25 protein-coding genes and 1 pseudogene are annotated in these 23,367 nt (G+C 46.7%); 20 read left to right on the top strand and 6 right to left on the bottom strand.

Features of this window, described 5'->3' with window-relative positions:
* Positions 1-273: 273 nt before the first annotated feature.
* The 5 genes from pylS to mtbA all read left to right on the top strand — a co-directional run bounded on the left by pylS (position 274) and on the right by mtbA (position 5,693).
* A complete protein-coding gene (gene pylS / locus BMX02_RS04405; protein WP_091689487.1) occupies positions 274-1,515 on the top strand; it encodes a pyrrolysine--tRNA(Pyl) ligase in 1,242 nt (413 codons plus the stop codon).
* 10 nt (positions 1,516-1,525) lie between these two features.
* Entirely contained in the window at positions 1,526-2,578 is a 1,053-nt protein-coding gene (gene pylB / locus BMX02_RS04400) for a methylornithine synthase PylB (protein ID WP_394328883.1), read from the top strand.
* Position 2,579: 1 nt separating this feature from the next.
* Positions 2,580-3,662, top strand: a complete 1,083-nt coding sequence (pylC, locus tag BMX02_RS04395) for a 3-methylornithine--L-lysine ligase PylC (protein WP_091689486.1) — start codon at positions 2,580-2,582, stop codon at positions 3,660-3,662.
* 12 nt (positions 3,663-3,674) lie between these two features.
* Entirely contained in the window at positions 3,675-4,454 is a 780-nt protein-coding gene (gene pylD / locus BMX02_RS04390) for a 3-methylornithyl-N6-L-lysine dehydrogenase PylD (RefSeq protein ID WP_091689485.1), read from the top strand.
* 207 nt (positions 4,455-4,661) lie between these two features.
* The gene (mtbA, locus tag BMX02_RS04385) at positions 4,662-5,693 is read left to right on the top strand and encodes a methylcobamide:CoM methyltransferase MtbA (protein ID WP_091689484.1); all 1,032 of its coding nucleotides are present in this window, start codon (positions 4,662-4,664) and stop codon (positions 5,691-5,693) included.
* A 227-nt stretch (positions 5,694-5,920) separates the two neighbouring features.
* Here the strand turns inward: mtbA and BMX02_RS04380 are convergent.
* Positions 5,921-6,639, bottom strand: a pseudogene (locus BMX02_RS04380) (undecaprenyl-diphosphate phosphatase).
* A 251-nt stretch (positions 6,640-6,890) separates the two neighbouring features.
* Between BMX02_RS04380 and BMX02_RS04375 the strand changes: the two are divergent.
* The 6 genes from BMX02_RS04375 (at position 6,891) to BMX02_RS04350 (ending at position 10,746) form a co-directional block, all read left to right on the top strand.
* Positions 6,891-7,271 (top strand): NifB/NifX family molybdenum-iron cluster-binding protein, encoded by a 381-nt coding sequence (locus tag BMX02_RS04375; RefSeq protein WP_091689483.1) that lies wholly within the window; start codon positions 6,891-6,893, stop codon positions 7,269-7,271.
* A gap of 8 nt (positions 7,272-7,279) precedes the next feature.
* Positions 7,280-8,137, top strand: a complete 858-nt coding sequence (locus BMX02_RS04370; protein ID WP_091689482.1) for an ATP-binding protein — start codon at positions 7,280-7,282, stop codon at positions 8,135-8,137.
* Entirely contained in the window at positions 8,134-9,003 is an 870-nt protein-coding gene (locus tag BMX02_RS04365; protein ID WP_091689481.1) for a nucleotide-binding protein, read from the top strand. The genes BMX02_RS04370 and BMX02_RS04365 overlap by 4 nt, the downstream gene beginning before the upstream one ends.
* Before the next feature lie 36 nt (positions 9,004-9,039).
* Positions 9,040-9,612, top strand: coding sequence for a DUF1847 domain-containing protein (locus BMX02_RS04360; protein ID WP_091689480.1), 573 nt, complete (start codon positions 9,040-9,042; stop codon positions 9,610-9,612).
* The gene (locus tag BMX02_RS04355; protein WP_091689479.1) at positions 9,612-10,268 is read left to right on the top strand and encodes an MBL fold metallo-hydrolase; all 657 of its coding nucleotides are present in this window, start codon (positions 9,612-9,614) and stop codon (positions 10,266-10,268) included. Before BMX02_RS04360 ends, BMX02_RS04355 begins: the two co-directional genes overlap by 1 nt.
* Before the next feature lie 97 nt (positions 10,269-10,365).
* Positions 10,366-10,746, top strand: a complete 381-nt coding sequence (locus BMX02_RS04350) for a NifB/NifX family molybdenum-iron cluster-binding protein (RefSeq protein ID WP_091689478.1) — start codon at positions 10,366-10,368, stop codon at positions 10,744-10,746.
* A 3-nt stretch (positions 10,747-10,749) separates the two neighbouring features.
* Here BMX02_RS04350 and BMX02_RS04345 read toward each other — a convergent pair whose 3' ends face one another.
* Entirely contained in the window at positions 10,750-11,115 is a 366-nt protein-coding gene (locus tag BMX02_RS04345; protein ID WP_091689477.1) for a rhodanese-like domain-containing protein, read from the bottom strand.
* Positions 11,116-11,280: 165 nt separating this feature from the next.
* Between BMX02_RS04345 and BMX02_RS04340 the strand changes: the two genes are divergently transcribed.
* From BMX02_RS04340 to BMX02_RS04330, 3 genes are all read left to right on the top strand, one after another.
* Positions 11,281-12,573, top strand: a complete 1,293-nt coding sequence (locus BMX02_RS04340) for an MgtC/SapB family protein (protein WP_244624819.1) — start codon at positions 11,281-11,283, stop codon at positions 12,571-12,573.
* Between the two features lie 110 nt (positions 12,574-12,683).
* Positions 12,684-13,490 (top strand): NAD(+) diphosphatase, encoded by an 807-nt coding sequence (gene nudC / locus BMX02_RS04335; protein ID WP_167879245.1) that lies wholly within the window; start codon positions 12,684-12,686, stop codon positions 13,488-13,490.
* Between the two features lie 59 nt (positions 13,491-13,549).
* Positions 13,550-13,999 carry a metal-dependent transcriptional regulator gene (locus tag BMX02_RS04330; RefSeq protein ID WP_091689475.1) on the top strand — a complete coding sequence of 150 codons (450 nt, stop codon included), beginning with the start codon at positions 13,550-13,552 and terminating at the stop codon, positions 13,997-13,999.
* Between the two features lie 3 nt (positions 14,000-14,002).
* Here the strand turns inward: BMX02_RS04330 and BMX02_RS04325 are convergent, their stop codons facing one another.
* Positions 14,003-14,653: a TfuA-related McrA-glycine thioamidation protein gene (locus BMX02_RS04325; RefSeq protein ID WP_091689474.1), complete on the bottom strand. Its 651-nt coding sequence runs from the start codon at positions 14,651-14,653 to the stop codon at positions 14,003-14,005.
* A 4-nt stretch (positions 14,654-14,657) separates the two neighbouring features.
* On the bottom strand, positions 14,658-15,938 hold the full coding sequence (locus BMX02_RS04320; protein ID WP_091689473.1) for a YcaO-related McrA-glycine thioamidation protein: 1,281 nt from the start codon (positions 15,936-15,938) through the stop codon (positions 14,658-14,660).
* Positions 15,939-16,095: 157 nt separating this feature from the next.
* On the opposite strand from BMX02_RS04320, the gene BMX02_RS11810 reads away from it, so the two are divergent.
* On the top strand, positions 16,096-16,251 hold the full coding sequence (locus BMX02_RS11810; protein WP_167879244.1) for a hypothetical protein: 156 nt from the start codon (positions 16,096-16,098) through the stop codon (positions 16,249-16,251).
* Between the two features lie 43 nt (positions 16,252-16,294).
* Complete coding sequence (locus BMX02_RS04315) at positions 16,295-17,470, top strand: cysteine desulfurase (RefSeq protein WP_091689472.1); 1,176 nt, start codon at positions 16,295-16,297, stop codon at positions 17,468-17,470.
* A gap of 108 nt (positions 17,471-17,578) precedes the next feature.
* Here BMX02_RS04315 and purL read toward each other — a convergent pair whose 3' ends face one another.
* Together purL and BMX02_RS04305 are read right to left on the bottom strand one after the other, a co-directional pair.
* Positions 17,579-19,726 (bottom strand): phosphoribosylformylglycinamidine synthase subunit PurL, encoded by a 2,148-nt coding sequence (gene purL / locus BMX02_RS04310; protein ID WP_091689471.1) that lies wholly within the window; start codon positions 19,724-19,726, stop codon positions 17,579-17,581.
* A gap of 83 nt (positions 19,727-19,809) precedes the next feature.
* The gene (locus BMX02_RS04305; RefSeq protein ID WP_091689470.1) at positions 19,810-20,163 is read right to left on the bottom strand and encodes a DUF192 domain-containing protein; all 354 of its coding nucleotides are present in this window, start codon (positions 20,161-20,163) and stop codon (positions 19,810-19,812) included.
* 80 nt (positions 20,164-20,243) lie between these two features.
* Here BMX02_RS04305 and yciH point away from each other — a divergent pair, with 80 nt between their 5' ends.
* The 4 genes from yciH (at position 20,244) to BMX02_RS04285 (ending at position 23,292) form a co-directional block, all read left to right on the top strand.
* Positions 20,244-20,552, top strand: coding sequence for a stress response translation initiation inhibitor YciH (gene yciH, locus BMX02_RS04300; RefSeq protein ID WP_048193589.1), 309 nt, complete (start codon positions 20,244-20,246; stop codon positions 20,550-20,552).
* 181 nt (positions 20,553-20,733) lie between these two features.
* Positions 20,734-21,096 carry a transcriptional regulator gene (locus BMX02_RS04295; RefSeq protein WP_091689469.1) on the top strand — a complete coding sequence of 121 codons (363 nt, stop codon included), beginning with the start codon at positions 20,734-20,736 and terminating at the stop codon, positions 21,094-21,096.
* Entirely contained in the window at positions 21,093-22,313 is a 1,221-nt protein-coding gene (locus BMX02_RS04290; RefSeq protein ID WP_091689468.1) for an Nre family DNA repair protein, read from the top strand. Before BMX02_RS04295 ends, BMX02_RS04290 begins: the two co-directional genes overlap by 4 nt.
* A 43-nt stretch (positions 22,314-22,356) precedes the next feature.
* Positions 22,357-23,292, top strand: a complete 936-nt coding sequence (locus BMX02_RS04285) for a tetratricopeptide repeat protein (protein ID WP_167879243.1) — start codon at positions 22,357-22,359, stop codon at positions 23,290-23,292.
* Positions 23,293-23,367: the final 75 nt, after the last annotated feature.

The following is a 23,367-nucleotide window of genomic DNA, read 5'->3' as shown; positions in this document are numbered from 1 at the left end:
AGTGGTGTCACTGGATGTTATATCCACCAAATGTTCATCACGAATATGTAAGGAAAGCCAGAGTATCCATAAACATTTATCATACACAACATGGAGACTTGATCATGTAGATCGAACGGACTCTAAATCCGTTCAGCCGGGTTAGATTCCCGGAGTTTCCGCCAGATGGACATGGCTTTCCATTAAAACATATAGCGCCATGATGTGACAGACATCGGGTGTAAGTAAAGGATGATGATAATATGAAGTACTTCGCAATAGGAGCATAGGCCTATGGAAAAGCAATTACTGGATGTTCTGGTCGGGCTCAACGGAGTCTGGCTATCGCGAAGCGGATTACTTCATGGGATAAGAGACTTTGAGGTCACAAGGAATCACATCCATATTGAAACCGAGTGCGGGGCACGGTTTACAGTAAGGAATTCCAGATCCAGTCGTTCTGCAAGATCGCTCAGGAACAATAAGTACCGCAAGCCTTGCAAGCGTTGTCGTCCAAGTGACGAACAGATCGATCGTTTTGTCAAAAAGACCTTCAAAGAGAGAGGACAGACCGTTAGTGTGTTCTCCTCAAAGAAGCCGACTCCCAGGAAGCCAAAACAAGCTGTTGTTAAATCCGTTTCAGTTTCTACACCAACTCCGACAGATGCAAGTGAAGCAGCCCCTGCCACACCTGACAACAAAGGAGCAAAAGATAACAACAAACCGGAAGTGAAATATTCACCATCCCAGATCGAGAGGCTGAAGACATTGATGGCGCCTGATGACAAGATACCGGTGCAGGGCGAATTGCCGGAGTTCAAGGATCTTGAAAAGGAACTGATCCAAAGACGGCGCAAAGACCTCATATCGATGTATGAAGAGGACAGGGAAGATCGTCTTGGTAAGCTTGAAAGGACGATAACCGAGTTCTTCGTAGAAAGAGGTTTCCTTGAGATCAAATCCCCGATAATGATACCATTCGAGTATGTTGAAAGAATGGGGATCGATAAGGACGATCATCTCTACAAACAGATATTCCGTGTGGGAGACAACATGTGCCTGCGACCAATGCTGGCACCCTGCCTGTACAATTACCTGCGCAAGCTGGACAAAGTACTTCCAGACCCCATCAGGATATTCGAGATAGGACCATGCTACCGCAAGGAATCCGATGGCAGCAGACACCTGGAAGAGTTCACGATGTTGAACTTCTGCCAGATGGGATCCAACTGCACAAGGGAGAACCTTGAAGGGATCATCAGCGAGTTCCTCGAGCATCTGGGTATAGAGTATAAGATCGAGGCAGATGACTGCATGGTCTATGGAGATACCATCGACATTATGCATGGTGACCTGGAACTTTCCTCAGCAGTTGTCGGACCTATCCCGCTTGACAGGGAATGGGGTGTTGACAAACCATGGATCGGAGCAGGTTTCGGATTGGAAAGGTTGCTTAAGGTAAAGCACGACTACACCAACATACGCCGTGCAAGCAGGTCCGAACTGTACTACAATGGGATCAATACTAATCTGTGAGGTGAACATCTTGTTTAAGAACATGGATAATGAAGACCTTGACAACTATGCAGAGCAGATCATAGACGGGTCACAATTGTCCGATGATGATATCAGGAGCCTTCTTGAGACTGAAAGCCCTGATGAAATTGAAAAACTGCACTATGTGGCACGACACATCCGAGACAATTTCTTCGGAAATAAGGTGTTCATGTACAGCTTTGTGTACTTTTCTACATACTGCAAGAACAAATGCACATTCTGTTATTACAACAATGCCAACAAAATTGACAGATACCGTCTTAGCGTAGAGGACATCAGGAAGATCTGCCAGGTGATCAAGACCGAAAATGTACACATGGTCGACCTCACAATGGGAGAAGACCCATACTTCCACAACAAACCTGAACGACTGGCAGAATTTGTCAGGACCGTAAAGGAAGAAGTCGGAAAACCTATCATGATCTCCCCAGGAGTTGTTGACAACGATACCCTTGAAATGCTCAAGGACAACGGTGCCAACTTCCTTGCCCTGTATCAGGAAACCTATGACATGGAACTGTACAAGCAATTAAGGGTCGAGCAATCATTTGAAGGCAGGATCAATTCAAGGAACCATGCTAAAAAGATCGGCTATTGTGTTGAGGATGGTATCCTAACAGAAGTGGAACCGGATATTGAGTCCACGATCATATCATTGAGAGGATTAGCAACATCAAATCCAGATATGGTACGTGTGATGACATTCCTCCCGCAACAGGGAACGCCGCTGGAAGGAAAGGAAGTAAGGGACAGCTCATCAGAACTGAAGATCATCTCCATACTGCGCCTGCTCTACCCGGACAAGCTTATTCCGGCATCACTTGACCTTGAAGGGATCGATGGAATGGTCCACAGGTTAAATGCAGGAGCAAACGTCGTCACATCCATAATATCTTCCAATTCATCTCTTGAAGGTGTCGTGAACTACGACAGGGAACATGCCGAGAGGGACAGGGATGTTAAGAGCGTTATCGCCAGACTGAAGACAATGGGTATGGAACCCGCTGAACAAAGTGAGTTCGAGAAGTTGTTGGGGCGATAGGATGACGACGATCTGTTTAATAGGAGGCAAGCTTCAGGGATTCGAAGTGAGCTATCTTGCCAGGAAAGCGGGGATGAATGTTGTTCTGATAGACCGGAACGAGAAGCCCCTTATCCGCAATGTTGTTGACGGATTCTTCTGTTTTGACGTAATTCAGGAACCGGAAAGGTTTATCGGCATCTCAAGGAATGTCGATGCCATAATACCGGTAAATGAGAACCTTAATACCCTGAACTTCATAAGGAATATCAGCTGCAAGCTGGATTGTCCCGTTCTTTTTGATTTTGATGCATACCACATCAGCATGGACAAAAACAGGTCAAAGGAATATTTTGTATCCATAGGAGTACCAACTCCGGATGACAGACCATCCCAACCACCATATTTTGTCAAACCGCCATGTGAAAGCAGCAGCATCGGAACCAGTATCATTTACGATGACAGTGGACTTGAAGGGATCGACCCTACCATGATGATCGAAGAATATCTGGAAGGTGATGTTGTATCACTGGAGATCATCGGTGATGGTAAGCATTTTGCTGTGGTGAAGGAAACAAAGGTGCATATCGATGACACCTACGATTGTCATATGATAACGCCTATCGACCATGACCCGGAATTCAGGCAGATATCACACAGTCTTGCCGCGAATCTCAACCTGAAAGGGATCATGGATGTAGAGGCGATCGCTTCCGACAGGGGACTTAAAGTTCTCGAGATCGATGCCCGGTTCCCAAGCCAGACACCAACGGCGGTATACCATTCAAGTGGTATCAATCTTGTAGAAATGCTGATGCAGGCATTCACTGAAGGTGTAACTGAGATCGAAAAGGCACCTGAAAAAGGATACTGTATCTTTGAGCACTTATTGCTGAAAGATGGTGAACTTGTGCCCGTTGGAGAACACGTCCTGTCCATGGGAGACAGCTATGACCTGTTCCATGAGGAGAACGGACTTGAAATATTCAGGTCCGATGGGAAGGACACTGTATTCACCCTCATCTCAAGGGGCATCGATGAAAATGCAGCACAGATCGCACGTAACAGAGCAATTGCATATATCGGACAACATTATGGATTTTAAGAGGTAATCATTATGGCACTATTGACACCTGAAGACCTGGAAGACCTGTTGAACAAACTCAACATGAACAATAACATCATCAAAGAAGCCACCGGGATGGATATCGCACAGATATGCGAGGCCGTCTATGGTACTACCCCCGACTCCCGGAAGGTGGGGATCGTACCCATCACGTCCGGCAACGGTATCATCGGGAATTTCTCATCATCCCTGCTTGCAATAACCGAATATTTCGGACTTGAAGGTTTTATTACTGAGCATCCCGACATAACAGGATACCATCAGGCAGTAGCAAATGGTGCAGACATCATACTGATGGCAGATGACCACATCTTCGTTGCCCACAACCTGAGGAACGGTAAGATAGCAACCAACCATGTATGCACCGGCGTGATCTATTCGGAGATAGCTTCAAGATATAAGCACACCGATTCGAAGGATGTACTGGTGATAGGTCTTGGACGTGTAGGTTATGCCGGTGCGTCACACCTTGTAGAGAAGGGATTCAACGTATATGCATGCGATCCGAACACCGATTTCATGAACAAGGCAATAGAAGAACTTGGTGTGAAAGCCTTTGATATTGAGAGCCCGAGGAAGTTCTCGATGGTCTTTGAGGCAACACCCAATGCGAATACCATATCAGAAGGAATGATCGCAGAACGCTGTCTTGTATCAACCCCCGGCATCCCATGCGCCCTGCCGGATGAACTTGTCGAGAAGTATGACATCGACCTTGTAATGGAACCACTGGTAATTGGAGTAGCAGCAATGCTTTATTCAGTTTTATAAGATTAAAGTAAAAAAATATACGGTGTTTTGGCAGGAAGAAATGTTTGCTGAAACCATAACAAAAATCACCAAAATAAATCCATAATACTTGTCCAATGCGACTATTGCAAGTGATTTTTACCAAACAAAAAGGTATATATATTGCAAATACATAGCGTATGTACCTTTTTAGTGATTATAAAGGATCTAGTATAAAGGAGAATGTAAATGTCCGAATACACACCAAAGGAAAGATTAATCCGCGTAATGAATGGAGAGAAAGTCGACAGGATGCCAGCTGTCTGTGTCACACAGACCGGAACTGTAGACCAGATGGAAGCAGTAAACACCTTCTGGCCAGAAGCAAACTATGATGCTGCACAGCTTGCTGCACTTGCAGAAGCTGGACACACAGTTGTCGGATTCGAAGCGATCCGTGTCCCATTCGACATCACCGCAGAAGCAGAGTTCTTCGGCTGTGAAATCAAGGACGGTACAAAGGTACAGCAACCATCCGTCATCAAACACGTTGTAAACAGCCTGGATGACCTCAAGCCGTTCGAAGGATACGATGTCACAGACTCAAGCAAGAGAACCTCCGTCGTCCTCGAATCAATCAAGATCCTCGCTGACAAGTATGGAGAAGAGCTCCCAATCATCGGAAGTATGATCGGTCCTTTCTCACTTGCACAGCACATCACCGGCGACTCCTGGTTCATGGACATCATGACAAAGGAGGAATACGGTCTTGCGATAATGGATTTCACAACCGAATTCTCAATCAAATACGCACTCGCACAGGTCGACAGTGGAGCAAGTGTATTCTCCATCATTGACCCAACCGCAAGCTACTCACTTATCGGTGCAGACTTCTACGCAAAGTTCGTAGTACCATTCCACCAGAAGCTCATTGACGCACTCCACGAGCGTGGTGTACCAGCTGTACTCCACATCTGTGGTGACACAACCGAAGGTCTTGCACTCATGGAGACCTGTGGTGTAGACGCGATCAGTGTCGACCAGAACGTTAACGCAGCAACCGCTGTCAGCAAGGTAGAGAAGGCACTCATCGTCGGTAACCTCGACCCAGTCAACTGCCTCTGGAACACAGACGTAGCAAACGTCAAAGCAGAGTCCGAGAGAGTACTCAAGGAACTCGATGGCAAGGGACTTCTCTCACCTGGCTGTGGTATCGTAAGCCAGACCCCAACCGAGAACCTTCAGGCAATGATCGAAGCTGCAAAGAACTGGACATACTAATTGTCCAATTCTTTTTTCTTTAATTTCTTTTTTTAATTCATTTATGATCTGAACTTCATTCTGTCCTGGTTTTATCCCGTTCTGATTATTCTGTCCGGATTTTATTCTGTTCTGAACTTCACCCTGAGCTTATCCAGCATTCATTCCATTTTTATCTGCACCCTTCAAAATCAAAAAGGGACCATCTTCGGCATCCAGTCGGAACTAAAGAGCTTAAATGATCAAGATCAGAGGAAAAGTGCCAACACACTGAGGATGCCAAGACCAATGCAAAAGTAAGAGAAATCAACTATTTTTGCAACCTTAAGGAAAACATCTATTGTAATAAGCCCGAAAACGAACGAGAAGAACAGAGCTACCAGAGAATAGATGTCAAGTGTAACTGCACCCATAAGACCGATACCGATCTCCGCTGCCAGGACAGCCGGGATGCTCATTAGAAAGCTCAGTTTTATGGCATCTTCCGTATCGAACTTGCGCAGGAGGAGAGCAGACATTGTGATACCGGAACGACTAATACCCGGTACTGCTGCAAATCCCTGCAGGATACCCGTGATGAAAGAATCCGGATTACCAGGGATACTTTTTTTGTGACGCCACGTGACGCAGTCCTCTGAAGGACACCGGTCACGATCAGCATGACACCAATAAGAGCTGTTGCTGATGCACCACTTATCTCAGAATGGTCCGTTGCGAGCAGCACCAGAGGCAAGCCGACAATACCCGTAAGCATCGTAGAAATTATGAGGAAACTTATGATGGGGTCGCGTTGACCACCTGAAGAAAAGGTTTGAAAATAGCCAGGAAGCCCTGAAAGGATCTCAAACACATCCTTTTTGAAATATACCGTTGCTGCCAGCAAAGTTCCCAGATGCAGCCATATGGAAATAGGAATAGCTTCAGAAAGTGTTTTCCCAAAAAAATTGATCATTACAAGGGAGGTCATACCTTCACTGCTTATGGGCAGCCATTCCGCTGTCCCCTGAACAATACCAAGAACAACGGCTTCAAAGAAGGATAGCATACGTGTATATTATGAAACTTAACTACATAAATTCGTTGGCACCCTATTGAAGCTCTCGAAGATTAAAATGTACAAAAGAGAGTAAATATATCAATGTTTCCCATTAATTTTAAATACTTCATCGTATATGAGCATAATAAATCAAAATTGAACATATACGAGAGGTAAAAAAGATGAAAGTATGCGTACCTTCTGCAAAAAATGGTGGATTGGAAGATAATGTAGGACAGCACTTTGGAATGGTTCCGGTCTATACTGTACTGGATACAGAGACAGATGAAGTTATGATCGTAGAGAACACAAGCCAGCACAACGGAGGCGTTGGACTGCCACCGGAACTACTATCAGAGGCAGGTGTCAATATTATGCTTTGCGGAGGACTTGGACAAAAGGCTGTAACCATGTTCTCAAATTTTGATATAGAGGTCTTTGTCGGAGCACAGGGAACTGTGGAAACAGCCATTTTCGACTGGAAAGCAGGCAACCTTGCAAGCCCAAACAGTGAAAACGTCTGCCAGGACCATGGACATGACCACGACCACAATCAGCATTAATTGATATCATGAAGATCGCCATAGCAAGCGGAAAAGGCGGTACCGGCAAAACTACCGTAGCTGTGAACCTTGCCCTTTCCATTCAGGACGCACAGCTCATAGACTGTGATGTTGAAGAACCGAACTGCAACCTGTTCCTCAAAAAGGAACTTGAGCAGGTCACAGAAGTAACGTCCATGATCCCTGAAATTGTGGAAGAGAACTGCACATATTGTAAAAAATGTTCTGACTTCTGCCGTTTCAACGCAATTGCTACCCTCCCGAACAAGATCCTGACGTTCCCAACATTATGCCACAGCTGCGGAGGATGCATAATGGTCTGTCCCGAAGGAGCCATACAAAAGCATGAGACCATTACAGGGATCATCAGGAAAACTTCTGCAGACGATGAGAACGGGCCTGAACTCTACGAAGGATTACTGGACATAGGGCAGACAATGGCCTCACCTGTGATCAGTGAGCTCAAGAAGAACATAGACCCGGGCAGGACAGCCATCATTGACGCACCGCCGGGCACCGCATGCCCGGTCCTGACAACACTTGAGGATGTTGACTACTGTATCCTTGTTACAGAACCCACTCCTTTTGGATTGCATGACCTGAAACTGGCAGTGGAAGTAGTTCGAACACTTGAGATCCCACATGGGATCGTCATCAATCGAAGCGGTAGCGGTGATGATAGTGTTGAAGAATATTGCATGAACGAAGGTATCGAGATACTGATGAATATACCCCACGACACAAAGATCGCGCAGTTGTATTCGGAAGGGATACCATTTGTGCAGGAAATGGGACAGTGGAAAGAGAAGTTCATACATATCTACAGCTCGATCCAGGACAGATATGGCAGGGAGATAGAAGCATGAAACAGCTTGTCATCATCAGCGGCAAAGGAGGAACAGGGAAGACCACCATCACTGCTGCAATTGCATCAATGGCAGAGAATGCCATAATTGCGGACTGTGATGTGGATGCACCGAACCTGCATCTGGTCCTGGAGCCTGAGATAACAGAGGCCTCCGACTTCCACGGGATGGAAATCGCACATATCGATACTGAAAGATGTACCGGATGCAACATATGTATCGAGAATTGTAATTTTGATGCCATCTATACTGACCATTCCATAAACAGCTGCAAATGCGAAGGTTGCGGGGTCTGTGAATATGTATGCCCTGAAAATGCCATCAAAATGATAAACAACCCATCCGGAAGTGTCTTTGATTCCATGACCAGGTATGGTCCAATGGTACATGCAGAGCTCATGATCGGAGAAGAAGCAAGCGGCAAACTGGTCACTGCAGTAAAAGAACATGCATCGTCACTTGCCGGTGAGAACGGAGCCGAACTGATAATATGTGACGGACCACCCGGAACCGGATGCCCCGTAATAGCAGCCATTACCGGTGCAGACCTTGCCCTCATTGTCACAGAACCAAGCCTATCAGGGATACACGACCTGGAAAGGATAATACAGGTAACTGACCACTTCAGGATACCGGCTATCGTCTGTATTAACAAATATAGCATCAATGAAGAGAACACAAAGCAGATCGAGATCTCCTGTAAGGAAAACGGCATCATCGTAGCAGGAAAGTTACCATATGACACGATCCCGAACAAAGCGATGATCGGAAAAAAGACCGTCATTGAATATGCAGACAATGAGTTCTCAGAAAACCTCAGGGAAATCTGGAAAACTGTAAGGTCAGAGCTCTGTGAAAGTCCATGATCCAGAAAATAAATTAACTTTTAAGAGGTGAAGGCCATGAAATGTGCATCCTGTGATACAAAAAGGTGCAGGCAGGGAAAAGACTGTACTCCGGCAGAAGTACAGGCAGAATACAGGTCAGAAGACCTCGAGATGATGAAGGTAGCTTCAAAGATAGAGGCGAACTTCTACATGGAGAAGACAAGGCTTGAAGAGCTGATCCTTTTTGCAAAAGAGATGGGATATCGTAAGCTTGGGGTTGCTTTTTGTGTGGGACTGGAGAATGAGGCCAGGACCTTCTGCAGGATACTTGAGAAGGATTTTATCGTAGAGTCCGTATGCTGCAAGATCTGTGGCGTGGACAAGGAAGAATATGGACTTGACAAGATCAGGGATGGCAGGGAAACTACCTGCAATCCTATTGCCCAGGCAATGATGCTTAACAGGGCGGAGACCGACCTTAACATCATAGTCGGACTCTGCATGGGCCATGACATAATGTTCAACAAGTATTCTGAGGCTCCTGTTACGACGTTCATTGTAAAGGACAGGGTCCTTGCACACAATCCTGCAGGAGCACTCTATTCCGGATATTACCTGAAGAACCGTTTCGGCATGGAGAAGATGTGATGAATGTCACGATCGTCTATGACAACGAAGCTAAAGAAGGACTCCAGAAAGGCTGGGGGTTCTCCTGTTATATACAAACCGAAGATAGCAAAATAATGTTCGATACCGGCTGGGACGGATGTGCCTTAAAGCAAAATCTTTCAGCACTTAATATCCCTATCGAGGATATTGATATTCTTGTACTTTCACACCAGCACTGGGACCATATAGGCGGTGTTCCGGAAATACTGAATGCTAACAATAACCTTGATGTTTACGTCCCTGCATCATTTTCTGAAAAACTTAAAAATGAGATAGCCACCCATTCAACTTTGCACGAGGTCACCGAAAAATGCAGGATATGCAACAACGTCTTTTCTACAGGTGAACTTGGGAATAACCCGAAGGAACAGTCACTAATTCTTGAAACGGACAATGGGATATACGTAATTACAGGCTGTGCACACCCGGGTCTGGAAACAATAATCGGAACAGCAGCATCCACAGGAGATGTACGTGGCATCATCGGAGGATTACATGATAGCCAGGAATACGATCTGCTGGATGGACTGGAATTCATTGGTGCCGGACACTGCACATCGAATATTGAGACCATCAGAACAAGATTCCCGAATACTTTTGTACCTATTGCAGCAGGATCCCGTTTCAAGTTCTGAGTTGCTCGATCGCATACTTCCGGATGACTGAAAACGTACACAATGCAGAAGTATATCAAACAATGAGAACATATTCTTCCGGAGAAAAGGTGAGAATATGAAAATTGCTATACCCAGCACGGAAAAAGGTGGATTGGACGATGATATCGAACTTCATTTCGGAAAAGCTGCGACATACACGATCTATGACAGCGAAACAGAAGAAATTGAGATCATTGAGAACACAAGTGTCCATGTGGGAGGAAAGGGGCTTCCACATGAACTGCTGGTGAAAGTTGGAGTAGATGTAGTTCTCTGTTCAGGGGTCGGCCAGAGGATCGTTGACCTGCTGAACAAGAATAACATCGACATCTTTGTAGGCGCTGATGGCACGGTACAGGATGCCATCGATTCCTGGAAAGCAGGGGACCTCTACCGACCGAAGAGCATAAACCTGAGCAAGGATCGCGGATTCGGACTGACGCAGCATAGCCTTTGAAGGTTATGCAACTTTTTTATTCATCCTTCTTGCCTTTCCCGGAAGATATCCATGGAATGCACATAACGGGCAATCAGGACCAAATCCTGCAGCATTGTAACCGGTCATCCCGCCGGAAACATTGTAAACATCACTGAAGCCTTTCTGTTGCAGTATGCTTGCACCCATGCTCGAGCGATGCCTGCTTCCGCAGATGACCACGGTCTTTGCATCGGGATCAAGTTCCTTATACGAATCCCTGAGCTTGTGTACCGGGATGATAATGGCGTTTTGTATATGACCGCCAAGAAGGTATGAACTATGAGCGATTCCACTTGTAAATATCTGCTGAACGATCAAATTTAGGACATCCCATACTGTTTGAGCCATCTATTAAGCAAATTGTTATGCCAACTGCTAAATGTTGAATGCTAAATGCTAAAAGTGATGGCAATATCGCAAAGACTTCAAAAATACTATAAGGGGTCATGAGATATATTATTAATATAAAGTGATCGAACACAAAATTCCTATACCACTTCGGAGGACTGCGTTGTGCTAACTTTTGACCTTGGGCTGGACTCTGCATTATACGACTTTCTGACAAAAGCTATCCTGTCTCTGTTGATAGGGATACTGATAGGTATAGAAAGGGAGCATCGGCGTAAGGATCAGGAGATCTTCGCAGGTGTGCGCACGTTTGCAATAGTATGTCTTATCGGTATGCTTGCAACCTATGTTGCAGAGGTGATGGACATCGCCATATTGCAGATCACCACAGCACTGGTTGCAGCTTCCTGTTTTGTGCTCGTGTACAGGATATACACAGCCAGCGGGAAACTTGGAATGACAAGTTCCATTGCACTGTTCTCAACTTACCTGCTTGGGGTCCTGGTAGCCACAGGACGTTACCTCTTTGCGATAATCATAGCTGTGCTCATTACTTTACTGCTAATTGAGAAAAAACCGCTTCACTCCTTTGCACAACATCTCTCAGATGACGAAATAATCAATGCGGTCCAGTTCCTTGTGGTCGCTTTCATTCTTTATCCGCTGATGCCGGAAGAGCCTGTAATGGGAGTTCTGAACCTGAAATCAGCCATACTTATCGTGGTACTGGTCATGTTCATCGGTTTTGTCAGCTACATCTCCCTTAAGACAGATGGGACCCGTGGAGGAATATCATATTCCGGGCTTTTTGGCGGGTTCATAAGCAGTGAGGCAACCACCGTTGCGCTTGCAACCATGTCAAAGAACAGGTCCAGCCTGATGGATGCACTGTACATCGGGATACTGATGTCAAACGTCTCAATGATAATCAGCAACACCCTGATCGCATTGATAGTCGACCCCAGTGCAAGTACCATGCTGATGATGCTGCCTCCACAAATAGCAATGCTCATACTGACACTTGCCATCGTCATTATCCGAAGGAAAGAAAATGATGTTATGACCGAACCACTGGAGATCGGTTCACCATTTGCATTAAAACCTGCTTTCAGGTTCGGTGCGATCTTCACCATCCTGCTGGTCATCACCAGTATTTCAAGCGAATTCCTTGGTACTGCCGGGGTCTATGCATCGGCACTTGGAGGACTTGTCAGCAGTTCAGCTGTAACTGCATCCGTTGCTGCACTGGCTTTCACAGGGAACGTATCATATACGGTAGCTGCACAGACAGCAGTGATAGCAGGGGTCATCAGCACGCTCAACAAGCTGGTCCTTATAAGGGTATCCGGATCAAAGGAACTCTACTGCCGCTCAAGGAATACAATGTTACTGATAGCTATCGTGGGGATATCCACTTTATACCTGTGGAGCCGCTACGCCAATCATACCGGATTCTAAAGATAAGCGAAAGACTATATGCATTGGATGTGAACACCTTTCAAAACATCCCCTCATGAAGTGATATTAATGAATACACAGTACCGACCTCTTTTGCCACTGAAGAACTGGTGTTCCATGGCAATGAGAGCAATTCAGAAGGAAAAGCCCTTTATTTCCCTGTGCATCAGAGAAAGATACTGATCGATGCTGAAAGTCACCCTGATGAATATTTTTCATGCTATCCCAAAGAGCATATCCCCGACAGCACTGAAGTGATCTACATTGGAACACTATATGGTGTGCCATGTTACTGTTTTGAAACGGAGGAAGAGCTTGTTGAAGGCAATATGCAGTACTTTGGCCTTCATGACCTATATGGTACAATTGATGAGGAAATGCTCGGTATTGCTTCCCGGGCAGTTCAAATGGCTGATCTTTACCGCACTCACCGATACTGCGGGTTATGTGGAGGAAGTACCCACTACGTCCCGGAAGAGACCGGAATGCAATGCCATAATTGTGACCACATTGCATACCCGCGGATAAGCCCTGCTGTCATAGTGCTGATAGAGAGGGAAGATCACATTCTTATGACGCGATCAAAGCATTTCCCGGATGGTGTCTATGGGCTTGTGGCAGGCTTTGTGGAAGCCGGGGAAACCATCGAGCACGCAGCCCACAGGGAAATTAAGGAAGAGGTCGGCGTTTTCGTAAAGGACCTGAACTATTTTGCAAGCCAGCCCTGGCCATTCCCATCCTCGCTGATGTTAGGATTTACAGCGAACTTTGCAGAAGGGAAGATCGATGTCGACGTGAATGAAATAGAGGATGCCTGCTGGTTCCATGTGGATGACATTCCGAAGCTTCCGGGAAAGAAGAGCATCTCATGTGCCCTCATAGACCATTTCATAGACAAACACGGAAATTGTGAATGAAACTGGTGGATCTTTGGTACCCACGCAAATTTTAAATAAATCTTTGCATAATCCTCCATATGGATGATATAACAGGGTTGGAACTTTCGCCAAGGAAGATCGAATACCTGAAATACCTTTTTGAAAGGAGCGACAATGTACGCACCACCGAGATATCCAACCACATGAACGTGGACCCTTCCACCATTACCAAAGCAATCAATGAGCTTGCTTCATCAGGATATGTGAACCATGTTCCGTACAGGGGTTTCAGTCTTACGGAAAAAGGAAAGGATTATGCACATTTCCTGTTGAGAAGGCACAGGATACTGAGCCTGATGCTTAACCATTACGGGCTCACTGCAGAGGAATCATGTGCAGAGGTTGCAAGGTTTGAAGGTTATGTGTCAAAAAAGGCCATAAATGCCATTTGCGATTCAATGGGACATCCGGCTTTCGGGGTTTGCGGCAGGATCGAACATGACAGCTGTAACCTTAAACATGAACACCACGAAGAGAAGGAAGAATGAGCTTCATTCGCCTGTTTCCAGGATCTCTTTTACCTTCTGAAGCACCAATACTGCATCTTCCCTTTTTACATCTGAGGCATTGTTCCTGCAATATTCCAGCAGAGGCTCCCGGTCTTCCAGAAGTCCTCCCTCAACTGCTTTTTTGATTATACCAAGGTAGCTTCTTTGAGGATAGTGGATGCTCTTTGTTATCCTGATAAGACCTTCGCAGGTCCCACTATCAATAATGCCTTCATCGAGGGCTGCCCGGAAGGTCTCCCTTATGTTCACAAGCGGTGTTGAGACCTGTTCAAAGGTCTCGGGATTGGTTGTCACTGCAACCTCATCATCCGCTTCGATGATACCATCCCTGTACCAGCCATAGATCCTGCCTACACCGGTCATGCCATGACTGTCAAGCTCAGAAGCACGCAACGCACCCATACTGCATCCGCCAACTACCTTGATGCCCTTTTTAATCGCGCGGATTATCTCCTTGTGGGCTACTGCAGCCCTGTCAAAGAAAACACCATCGATGATGCCAATTACGTCATAACCCTGGCCGGCCACCTTATCGACGTCGCCTCTTGCCACAGGTGGCAGGTAAACGGCATCGAGGATAGCTTTTGAATCCTCGTGGCTGATACTCGTACCTGCAAAGATAACTGCTCTCATGGGATCACTTTCGTTTGCCGAACCTTCTTTTCCAGGGTTTCTCGGCAGATGCTGATTGTTTGCGCCCTTGTCTCACCCGATGGCCAACACGTTCACGGTCAAGTGTGTACTGCTCGAATCCGGGAACTATGACCCTTACGACCGGGACACCTACGCTCTTGCGGGAAAGATCGACCACAATGGTACTGTCCGTGATCTTGCGTAGTTCATCGAGCACAGCATCGATGTTCTCTGCAGGAGTTGACCTGGAGATATCATTCAATTGTCCGGTTGTGATGGTCTCTGCCCCGTCATACCAGAAATTGTTCATTCTCTTCATACGCTCATACCCGATCTGCCTGACAAAAGATTCCCTGTCAGTGTCCTCACGAGCACCGTGGATCTGCACGACCCTTGACTGGGCAGCCTCGGTGATGGCCCTTCTTATTGCGATCTCAGGTTTCAGGTGGGAACCTGCACCCATTACAAGCAAAGCAGGATCTTTCAGGTCCAGGTCATCTGTTGCTGCCACAACAGAGGTAATACCCGTATCGTGTGGAAGCAGCCATAGTTTGAGCTGTACTCCGTTAGATGCGAATTTCTTCATCAGCTCATAATTGGTACCATCATCTTCGGTAAGGACAATTTCCCTGCCCGGATTCCTGTTGAATTCGGCAATGCTCAGTGCATCACGCTCGATGACCTCCAGCAAACCGTGCAATATTGCTTCCTCTATGACATTTCCCGATGCAAGCCCGTTGGTATTGCTTCTGAAAAGCCTTGCGGACATGCCCGGGGAATCGTATGGATGATATACTGCATTTGAAGGGACATAGATCTCCTTCTCGCGTAAAAGGTCCCAGCCTTGAGTCCACTCCACCAGGCTTTCCGGAGGCAATGGTTCAGGTAGAAGAAGGCTATGCGGATCAAGAAGTTCATAGTCCTTCGCGGCATTTTCAACAGACTCAACGAACTCTTCTGCGACCACATCCTCGACAATATCAGCATTTACGCCTACACGCTCTGCAAGACATCTCTCAAAGCTTTCCATCATGGCCGAGATCCTTGCCTGTGACTCGGTAGAACCTTTACCGGAGTAGATAGAAATAGCACCTTCGGCAGCTGATGGCCTGATGGCAGAGAATACCGGAATGCCTATCCGGTCCAGATCGGTGATACTGGCTATCCTTGTAACCCCTATCTCTTTCAGGTGGGGTTTCGTGTTACCAAGAGTTGTCTCCTCGTCAAGAACTCGCTGCGTACCATCCATATACTGTAATGATCGGTCGATTGGGATATGGGACATGTTAATCGGAACTCTTTTGCAACTTATATTTCTTGCGACAAAACCGAGAAAGATGTTAGTCGAAAGGATTATATATTATAGAAACATGATGTTGTGTTTAAGCCCATTTTACAGGCTAAATTTTTAAGAACTCAATTGAAGAGACAGGAGGAAATATATGATGAGAAATATCACGAAAATAAGTGATGAATATAGACGGTGTGAAGAAGACGGGACATACCATTCAGTCGTAAGTGGCCAGACCACTGAAAATCTGGATGCTGAAGAACTGGAACTTTACAAGTTCATTCTCGGCGGAATGCTGGCAAAATAACGCCTGCAAAACATATTTTTAGCTATCTTGCGTAAGGAAGTGTATGTATGATATTCATTCCGTACGCAAAGATTTCCCCGTCCTTGATGAAGTGATCTATCTGGACAATGGCGCTACAACCCAGACGCCTGTCCCGGCAGTCAATGCCATGAACGATTACTTCTTCAAATACGCAGCAAATCATGGTCGTGGAGCTCACAGGCTCGCCAGGCAAACTACCGATAATTACGAGGATGCAAGGGATAAAGTTGCAGAGTTCCTGAACACCACTCCTGAAAGCACCGTCCTGACCAAAAATGCAACTGAAAGTATCAACATGGTCGCCCTTGGTATTCAATGGGAAGCAGGCGACCACGTTGTGACAACTCTTGTGGAGCATCACTCAAACTTCCTACCCTGGATGAGATTAAAAGAAAAAGGCGTAGAGGTCACCATCGTAGGATCCGACAGAGAAGGACGTGTGAACCCGAAAGATGTTGATGCTGCAATTACTGACAGAACAAAACTCGTTTCTGTCAACCACGTATCCAATGTTTTCGGCTCGATAAGAGATGTTGAGAAAATAACACAGATCGCACAGAAAGGCGGTGCAATGGTGCTAGTGGACGGATCCCAGTCGGCAGGACATATGCCAGTGGATATCAAAAAGATAGGATGCGACTTCTTTGCCACACCCGGGCACAAGGGACTGCTTGGCCCTCAGGGAACAGGAATACTCTGCATCAAAGATCCGGATGCCCTTGAACCGACCTACGTTGGCGGAGGCACTGTCCATGCTGTCACTACAGAAGGCTATGAGCTGGAACCTTCCCCTTCAAAGTTCGAAGCAGGCACCCCGAACATCCCGGGAGTTATCGGCCTTGGCAGAGCCGTTGAGTACGTACAGGAGATAGGTGTGGAGGATATCGAGAAACACGAGAAGGAACTAACCACAGATGCTGCAAAACGTCTTTCTGAGATCGAAGGCGTGGAGGTATACGGGCCAAAGGACAGGACGGTCGTCCCGTTCAATGTGGAAGGTATGAACCCGCACGATGTTGCCATGATACTGGACGAGACCAGGAAGATCTGTGTTCGCAGCGGTTACCACTGTGCAATGCCGTCCGTTGACATGCTGGGAGTTGAGGGCACTGTGCGGGCATCCTTTGCATTATATAATACAGAAGAAGAGGTTGATTCACTGATAGAGGGTGTCGAGCAGATAACAATGCTCGCATGATCTTTTTTTATTGAAGCTATACAAGGGGACGATCGTCTCTACAATTTAGCTAAAAGGGTCGAGAAAAAGATAAAAGAAGAAAGAAAAAAAGCAAGAAGATAATGGAAATTATTCCATCATCAATTTTGTGAGACTTGATCTTGCTTCTGCGATCTCTTTCATGGAAAGGGAGATATCAAATTCCCTTCCTTTGATATGTAAGTCCTCTCCGCCAACATTACCGATGACGGAATATGGGATATCACCAAGCATTTCGACAACCTTATCTTTCTCAGAGGTTACAAGGATAGCCCTTGCATGGGATTCTGAGAACAGGACATCATCAGGTCTGAGATCTTCACTGACATCTGAGATATCGATGTTTGCACCTATTTCGTTGCACATCTCAGCAAGAGCTGCGGCAAGTCCGCCGGCAGACACGTCATGAGCTGCTACGACATTTCCACTTCTGATGATATTTATGATGGAGTCCACTATATTGGGAGCGTCTTCACGTACCTTTGGCGCACGACCATTGCTCCTGAGTCCTTTTATGTTATAATATTCCGAACCGCCCAGTTCATCAAAGGTGCTTCCCACGAGGATCACAGAGCTACCCTCTCCTGCAAAGAAGGAACCAGGGACGGTCTCAATGTCATCGGTTATTCCGATAAGACCGATGGAGGGAGTTGGTACGATAGCTGTGCCGTATTCACCACTCTCATTGTAGAGGGAGACATTACCTCCGACAACCGGAATGGATAGATCCCTTGCAGCATCACCGAGACCAAGGATGGCCTGCTTGAACTGCCAGTAGATGTCCGGCCTTTCGGGGTTACCGAAGTTGAGGCAATCCACAAGGGCTATACCCTGTGCACCTTTTACAGCAAGGTTCATGCTGTTCTCAACGAGGGTTCCTTTTCCGCCTTCATACGGGTCAAGAAGGGTGTGTCCCGGATTGCAACCACAGGACATTGCAAGGCCCTTGCCGTCTGCAATGCGAAGGACCGCTGCATCTGAGCCGGGTTTGTCCACGGTACGGATCTGGACCTCATGGTCGTACTGCCTGTATATCCAGTCCTTTGATGCAATGTTATGAGATGAAAGAATGTCCAGTACTGCCTGTTTCAGGTCAGCTGGAAGTTCTGGCTTATCCCCTATGTCACGCTCCTGAGGAGCTGTTGAGGGGCGCTCAAAGGTCGGTGCACCTTCTGTGAGAAGCTTGACAGGCATATCTGCGACAACCTCGCCTTCGAACTCGACGGTGTAATAGAGACGCTCTGTAAGCTCACCGATCATGCTGGCGTGAAGGTCATACTTCTTTGCGATGTCGAGGACCTCATCCACATTCTCAGGTGCAACTTCAAAGAGGATACGTTCCTGGGACTCGGAGATCATGATCTCATAAGGGGTCATTCCGGACTCGCGAAGTATTACTTTGTCAGCTATCAGGCGCATTCCAAGATCGCCTTTGGATGCCATTTCAGAGCTGGCACCTGCAAGACCTGCGGCACCAAGGTCCCTGCATGAAAGCACATGCCCGGTACCTATTGTTTCAAGTGTTGCTTCGATCAGGAGCTTTTCAGTGAAAGGATCACCGATCTGGATGCTTGGACGGTCTTCTGCTTCTGCAGCTTCTGAAAGGTCACGGGAAGCAAATGAAGCACCACCAAGACCATCGCGTCCTGTGGTGGAACCCACAAGGACCAGTTTGCTGCCTGCCTTCTGTGCACAGGCGGTCACGATGTTCTCCTCGCGGGCCAGTCCGACACAGACAACGTTGACAAGCGGATTTCCGCTGTATGTCTCGTCAAAATATGCCTCTCCCCCGACAACAGGAACTCCGATACAGTTACCGTATCCTGCAATACCTTCCACGATATGTTCAAAGAGGTAGAGGTTCTTCGGTGTGTCCAGCGGACCGAAATAAAGAGGATCCATCAGTGCAATAGGTCTGGCACCCATGGAAATGATATCACGCACAATACCACCGACACCTGTTGCGGAGCCGTTGTAAGGGTCCACATATGAAGGATGGTTGTGGCTTTCCATACCAATGGCAAGTACCCAGCCATCACCAAAACGGATAATTGCGGCATCATCACCGGGTCCGATGATCACACGGTCGCCAACAGTGGTAAAGGTCTTCAGCAAAGGAGCACTGGAACGGTAGGAGCAATGCTCGCTCCATAGGTTCAAAAAGCATCCCTGTTCAACAAGGTTTGGTTCTCTGCCCATCTCTTCTGTTATGATCTTCAGGTCATTTTCCGGTAACATTTGTGCGCCTCATTATATAAGGAGTATGATTTAGGCTTAAATAAACCATAGATTAGATAAAGATTTCCAAAGGTAATAGGAGTTCACGATCCATCGAACATAACCTGATCACCGATCGAAAGATCATAACGGGAAATTGTGCCGGCGGGAAGCTCTATGATGTACTTTACCTTTTCACCGGAGTCCCCCAGGCCTACCCATGGTCGAAGATAAGTAGTCTTCACGATCCTTTTTTCATCATCCAGGAAAAGAACGTCCAGAGGGAAAGGAACAAAGAGCATGTGCAGGGAGATCTTCTTCGGGGAAGATAGCACAAAGATCATAGCATAGCTATCCGGAACAGAGCTTCTGAACATCAGGCCCTTTGCCTGACTGAACATGCTTTTGGCATATTCAACATCCGATGCAATGACATCACCATTAGATATTAATAACATTGTGAATTACATCTAATATCTGTTTATTGTTTATATAAATAGTATACAGGTGAGTAAATGATCGGAGGAAATACCAGAAGATGAGTTCAGAAATGTGCCCGGTTTGCGGTTTGCCATCAGAGCTATGTATATGCGAAGAAGTGGCAAAGGAGCAACAGCGAATTACAGTGAAAGTGAACAGAAGACGATACGGTAAAGAAGTTACAGTTGTGGAAGGATTCGATGCAAACGAGATCGACCTACATGAGCTATCCACATACCTAAAATCAAAGTTCGCATGTGGCGGAACTGTAAAAGGAAGTGCCGTTGAACTACAGGGCAACCATCTGACCCGTATGAAGGAAGTCCTTGTCCAGAAAGGTTTCTCTCCGGAACAGATCAAAGACTGACCAATTGATATGCACATTGTGCATCGCCAACTCATTTAACTTTTCGAATACAGAACATGGCCATACAGAATTGCCATGTTTCCTTTTTTAAATTTGAAGGTATCTGCACATACGGCTGAAATGCTCAAACTTGAACGACCTGACGAAAAGAACATATAGGACGAAAAAAGGAAATATAATAATGAAACCTACCTGCGAGATAATGGTACAGAAAGTATTGCCTGCCATACGTGCCGAGCTTGCACGTTCCATGATGGTCGATCATGGATGCACCCAACAGCAAGTCGCAGACATATTAGGCCTTTCAAGAGCAGCCGTCTCCCAGTACGTCAGTGCAAAACGAGGAGCAGAGGTTGGATTTTCAGAAGAGACCATCGAAGAGATCAGGACGTTTGCCACAAAACTTGTGAACGGATCATCTGACAAGGTATTAACCGAAGGGATGTGCAATGTATGCAAGTTCGTACAGCGTTCAGGTTGGTTATACAAGAACGTACCCGGAGCAGAATACTGTATCCTTTGCAAAAGTGACGAGGAAGATTGAGCAAAAGCCTTTGTATAAAATGTAAGGGAAAAGGACTTTGCGGGCGACCTTTATGTCCGATCCTTGAAAAATTCAGGTCAACCGAGAATACCACAGCGGCGATCTCGACAGACGGTTCTATTTTTGGTGCATCCCCACCAGCTGTTTTTGTGGGAAGATACGGCTATCCACAAGTTACGGCCGGCCCGATGATACCACCCCAGGTGGATGCAAAGGATGCAATGATGCTTGAAGACCCCAAGCAATGGCTATCCATGGATATCCAGGATGTGATATCCGCCCGCTGCCAGCTTGTCAGGGCAAACACGACCATCAATGTGAAAGATGCGATGAAGCCAGACAGATTGCTGGAAAGATCACAGGAGCTGGCCCTTTCCAGATCACCGGTAGACACAGAGGCATGGTTCACTAAACCCCTTCAACAGAAACTGAAGTTTGACAGTGTCCTGACACCCATGGGACCATCAGGAGCGGTAAAGGACTTCGATATAGCAGAGAACCCGAAGGTCCCGAAGAAGGTCGACTACCTGGCATATGACACCGATGCGCTTGCAAAGGATGTCGTATGCGAACTTTTCAGGAGCGATATACCTACCGAACACATCACCAGACTGCTTTCCATCGGTCTTCTGGGGCAGCAGCGCAAACTTGTGCCCACCCGATGGGCTATAACCGCAACCGATGATATGGCAGGAAAGGACATCATCGACCACGTACGGGACATGCCACTGGTAAGTGAGATATCCGTGTTCAGCGGCGGATGTTTCGGGAACTATTTTGAGATAATGCTCGTTCCACGGGTGTTCTCCTTCGAGCTTCTGGAGATCTGGATGAAACGGTCGGTCTGGTCAGGCGGATCCTCCTGGATAGGGCAGGATATGGAAGATATCAATGGAAAGAAAGGATATTCGAACCTTGCAGGAGGTTACTATGCAGCACGCATCGCTGCCCTGGAATATCTGGAAGACGCTGGCAGGCAGGCATCGGTGTTCATGATAAGGGAGATCACACCTGAGTACTGGGCACCACTGGGTGTCTGGGTCGTGCGGGAAGCTGCCCGAAATGCAATGTCATCCATTCCACGTACCTTTGAAACGATAGAGGAGGCGCTTGATGATATGGCGACGCGTGTCCGTACACCTGCACAGGAATGGAAAGCTAAGACCAAAATGCTTTCAGACGTCCGTTTCCAGAGAACACTGGACTCTTTTTTGTAAGCTTCCCGCAAGACATTAAAATGGTATGATACAATTGGGCATTATGTCTGAGAACCAAGACAATATGTCACCACAGGAACTGGCAGATTTCCTGCTTAACAAAGTACGTCTTCTGTGCAGGGAAAGGCAGCATGAGCAAGCGCTGGATGTTGTGGAACAGGCTATCGAACACGCCCCGGACCCCACAGTGGCCTGGCTCATCAAAGGACAGATACTCTTCGGGCTTCACCTTTTTGATGAAGCAATTGAAGCTGCCGAAGAGGCTCTGAAGCTGGGTGACGATGCGGAAGTGCTCAAACTGAAAGGCAATGTCCTTGCTACTAAAGGAGAGCTTGAAAGTGCACTTGAGACCTTCAATAAGCTTGCCGAGGTCGCTACTGATGATGCTGATACATATTTCTTAAGAGGCAGCATCCTCGCGGAAATGGGAAATACGGATGAAGCACTTGCAAACTTTGAACATGCCATTGAGCTTAAGCCCGACATGGGGCATGCATGGTACAACAATGCAATGGTGCTTTTCAACTTAGAGAGATATGGTGCAGCGATCGGTGCATTGGATTCTGCAATAGACCTGATGGAAGATGCCACTGAACCGATATTCATAAAAGGAGTGGCACATCGAAGGCTCGGACAATCAAAGGATGCACTTGAATGTTTCCTTACAGCTGCCGAGATATGGGAGATGAAAGCACTCGTTACCAATAGTCCGGATGCATATCTTGATGCTCTGAATGCAGTAGAGAGTGCCATTGAGATCGATGTGACCAACGTGGACCTCTGGAGACAGAGAGGTAAGTTACTATATAGGCTTGGACACAAAGAGGAAGCAAAGGATATACTTGCCAATGCCGCTGAACTTTGCGTACAGGAAGACAACATCGCCGATGCACTGAAAACCTATGAGCTCCTGCTTGAGCTTGAGCCGGATAATGAAGAGGCCCAAAAGGCAAGGGAAGAGATCACTTCCATCGCATGAACAAAAAAATGGATATTGATACATTTATCACAGATGCAAACTTAACGGCTCGAAGACTAAGATCAGGAAGAGGAT

This window comes from Methanococcoides vulcani, assembly GCF_900111645.1.
In the GTDB taxonomy this organism is placed as follows: Archaea; Halobacteriota; Methanosarcinia; order Methanosarcinales; family Methanosarcinaceae; genus Methanococcoides; species Methanococcoides vulcani.
Note: the sequence above shows the minus strand (reverse complement) of the source record. Positions and strands in the feature narration are given on the sequence as shown.

Excerpts from the sequence above, each read along its gene's own strand:
- BMX02_RS04365 (WP_091689481.1), top strand. The coding sequence starts at position 8,134 with ATGAAACAGCTTGTCATCATCAGCGGCAAAGGAGGAACAGGGAAGACC.
- BMX02_RS04360 (WP_091689480.1), top strand. The coding sequence starts at position 9,040 with ATGAAATGTGCATCCTGTGATACAAAAAGGTGCAGGCAGGGAAAAGAC.
- BMX02_RS04315 (WP_091689472.1), top strand. The coding sequence starts at position 16,295 with ATGTATGATATTCATTCCGTACGCAAAGATTTCCCCGTCCTTGATGAA.
- pylC (WP_091689486.1), top strand. The coding sequence starts at position 2,580 with ATGACGACGATCTGTTTAATAGGAGGCAAGCTTCAGGGATTCGAAGTG.
- yciH (WP_048193589.1), top strand. The coding sequence starts at position 20,244 with ATGAGTTCAGAAATGTGCCCGGTTTGCGGTTTGCCATCAGAGCTATGT.
- BMX02_RS04350 (WP_091689478.1), top strand. The coding sequence starts at position 10,366 with ATGAAAATTGCTATACCCAGCACGGAAAAAGGTGGATTGGACGATGAT.
- mtbA (WP_091689484.1), top strand. The coding sequence starts at position 4,662 with ATGTCCGAATACACACCAAAGGAAAGATTAATCCGCGTAATGAATGGA.
- BMX02_RS04375 (WP_091689483.1), top strand. The coding sequence starts at position 6,891 with ATGAAAGTATGCGTACCTTCTGCAAAAAATGGTGGATTGGAAGATAAT.
- BMX02_RS04295 (WP_091689469.1), top strand. The coding sequence starts at position 20,734 with ATGAAACCTACCTGCGAGATAATGGTACAGAAAGTATTGCCTGCCATA.
- BMX02_RS04320 (WP_091689473.1), bottom strand. The coding sequence starts at position 15,938 with ATGTCCCATATCCCAATCGACCGATCATTACAGTATATGGATGGTACG.
- purL (WP_091689471.1), bottom strand. The coding sequence starts at position 19,726 with ATGTTACCGGAAAATGACCTGAAGATCATAACAGAAGAGATGGGCAGA.
- pylS (WP_091689487.1), top strand. The coding sequence starts at position 274 with ATGGAAAAGCAATTACTGGATGTTCTGGTCGGGCTCAACGGAGTCTGG.
- BMX02_RS04345 (WP_091689477.1), bottom strand. The coding sequence starts at position 11,115 with ATGGCTCAAACAGTATGGGATGTCCTAAATTTGATCGTTCAGCAGATA.
- BMX02_RS04370 (WP_091689482.1), top strand. The coding sequence starts at position 7,280 with ATGAAGATCGCCATAGCAAGCGGAAAAGGCGGTACCGGCAAAACTACC.
- BMX02_RS04285 (WP_167879243.1), top strand. The coding sequence starts at position 22,357 with ATGTCTGAGAACCAAGACAATATGTCACCACAGGAACTGGCAGATTTC.
- BMX02_RS04305 (WP_091689470.1), bottom strand. The coding sequence starts at position 20,163 with ATGTTATTAATATCTAATGGTGATGTCATTGCATCGGATGTTGAATAT.
- BMX02_RS04355 (WP_091689479.1), top strand. The coding sequence starts at position 9,612 with ATGAATGTCACGATCGTCTATGACAACGAAGCTAAAGAAGGACTCCAG.
- BMX02_RS04325 (WP_091689474.1), bottom strand. The coding sequence starts at position 14,653 with ATGAGAGCAGTTATCTTTGCAGGTACGAGTATCAGCCACGAGGATTCA.
- BMX02_RS04330 (WP_091689475.1), top strand. The coding sequence starts at position 13,550 with ATGGATGATATAACAGGGTTGGAACTTTCGCCAAGGAAGATCGAATAC.
- BMX02_RS11810 (WP_167879244.1), top strand. The coding sequence starts at position 16,096 with ATGATGAGAAATATCACGAAAATAAGTGATGAATATAGACGGTGTGAA.
- pylD (WP_091689485.1), top strand. The coding sequence starts at position 3,675 with ATGGCACTATTGACACCTGAAGACCTGGAAGACCTGTTGAACAAACTC.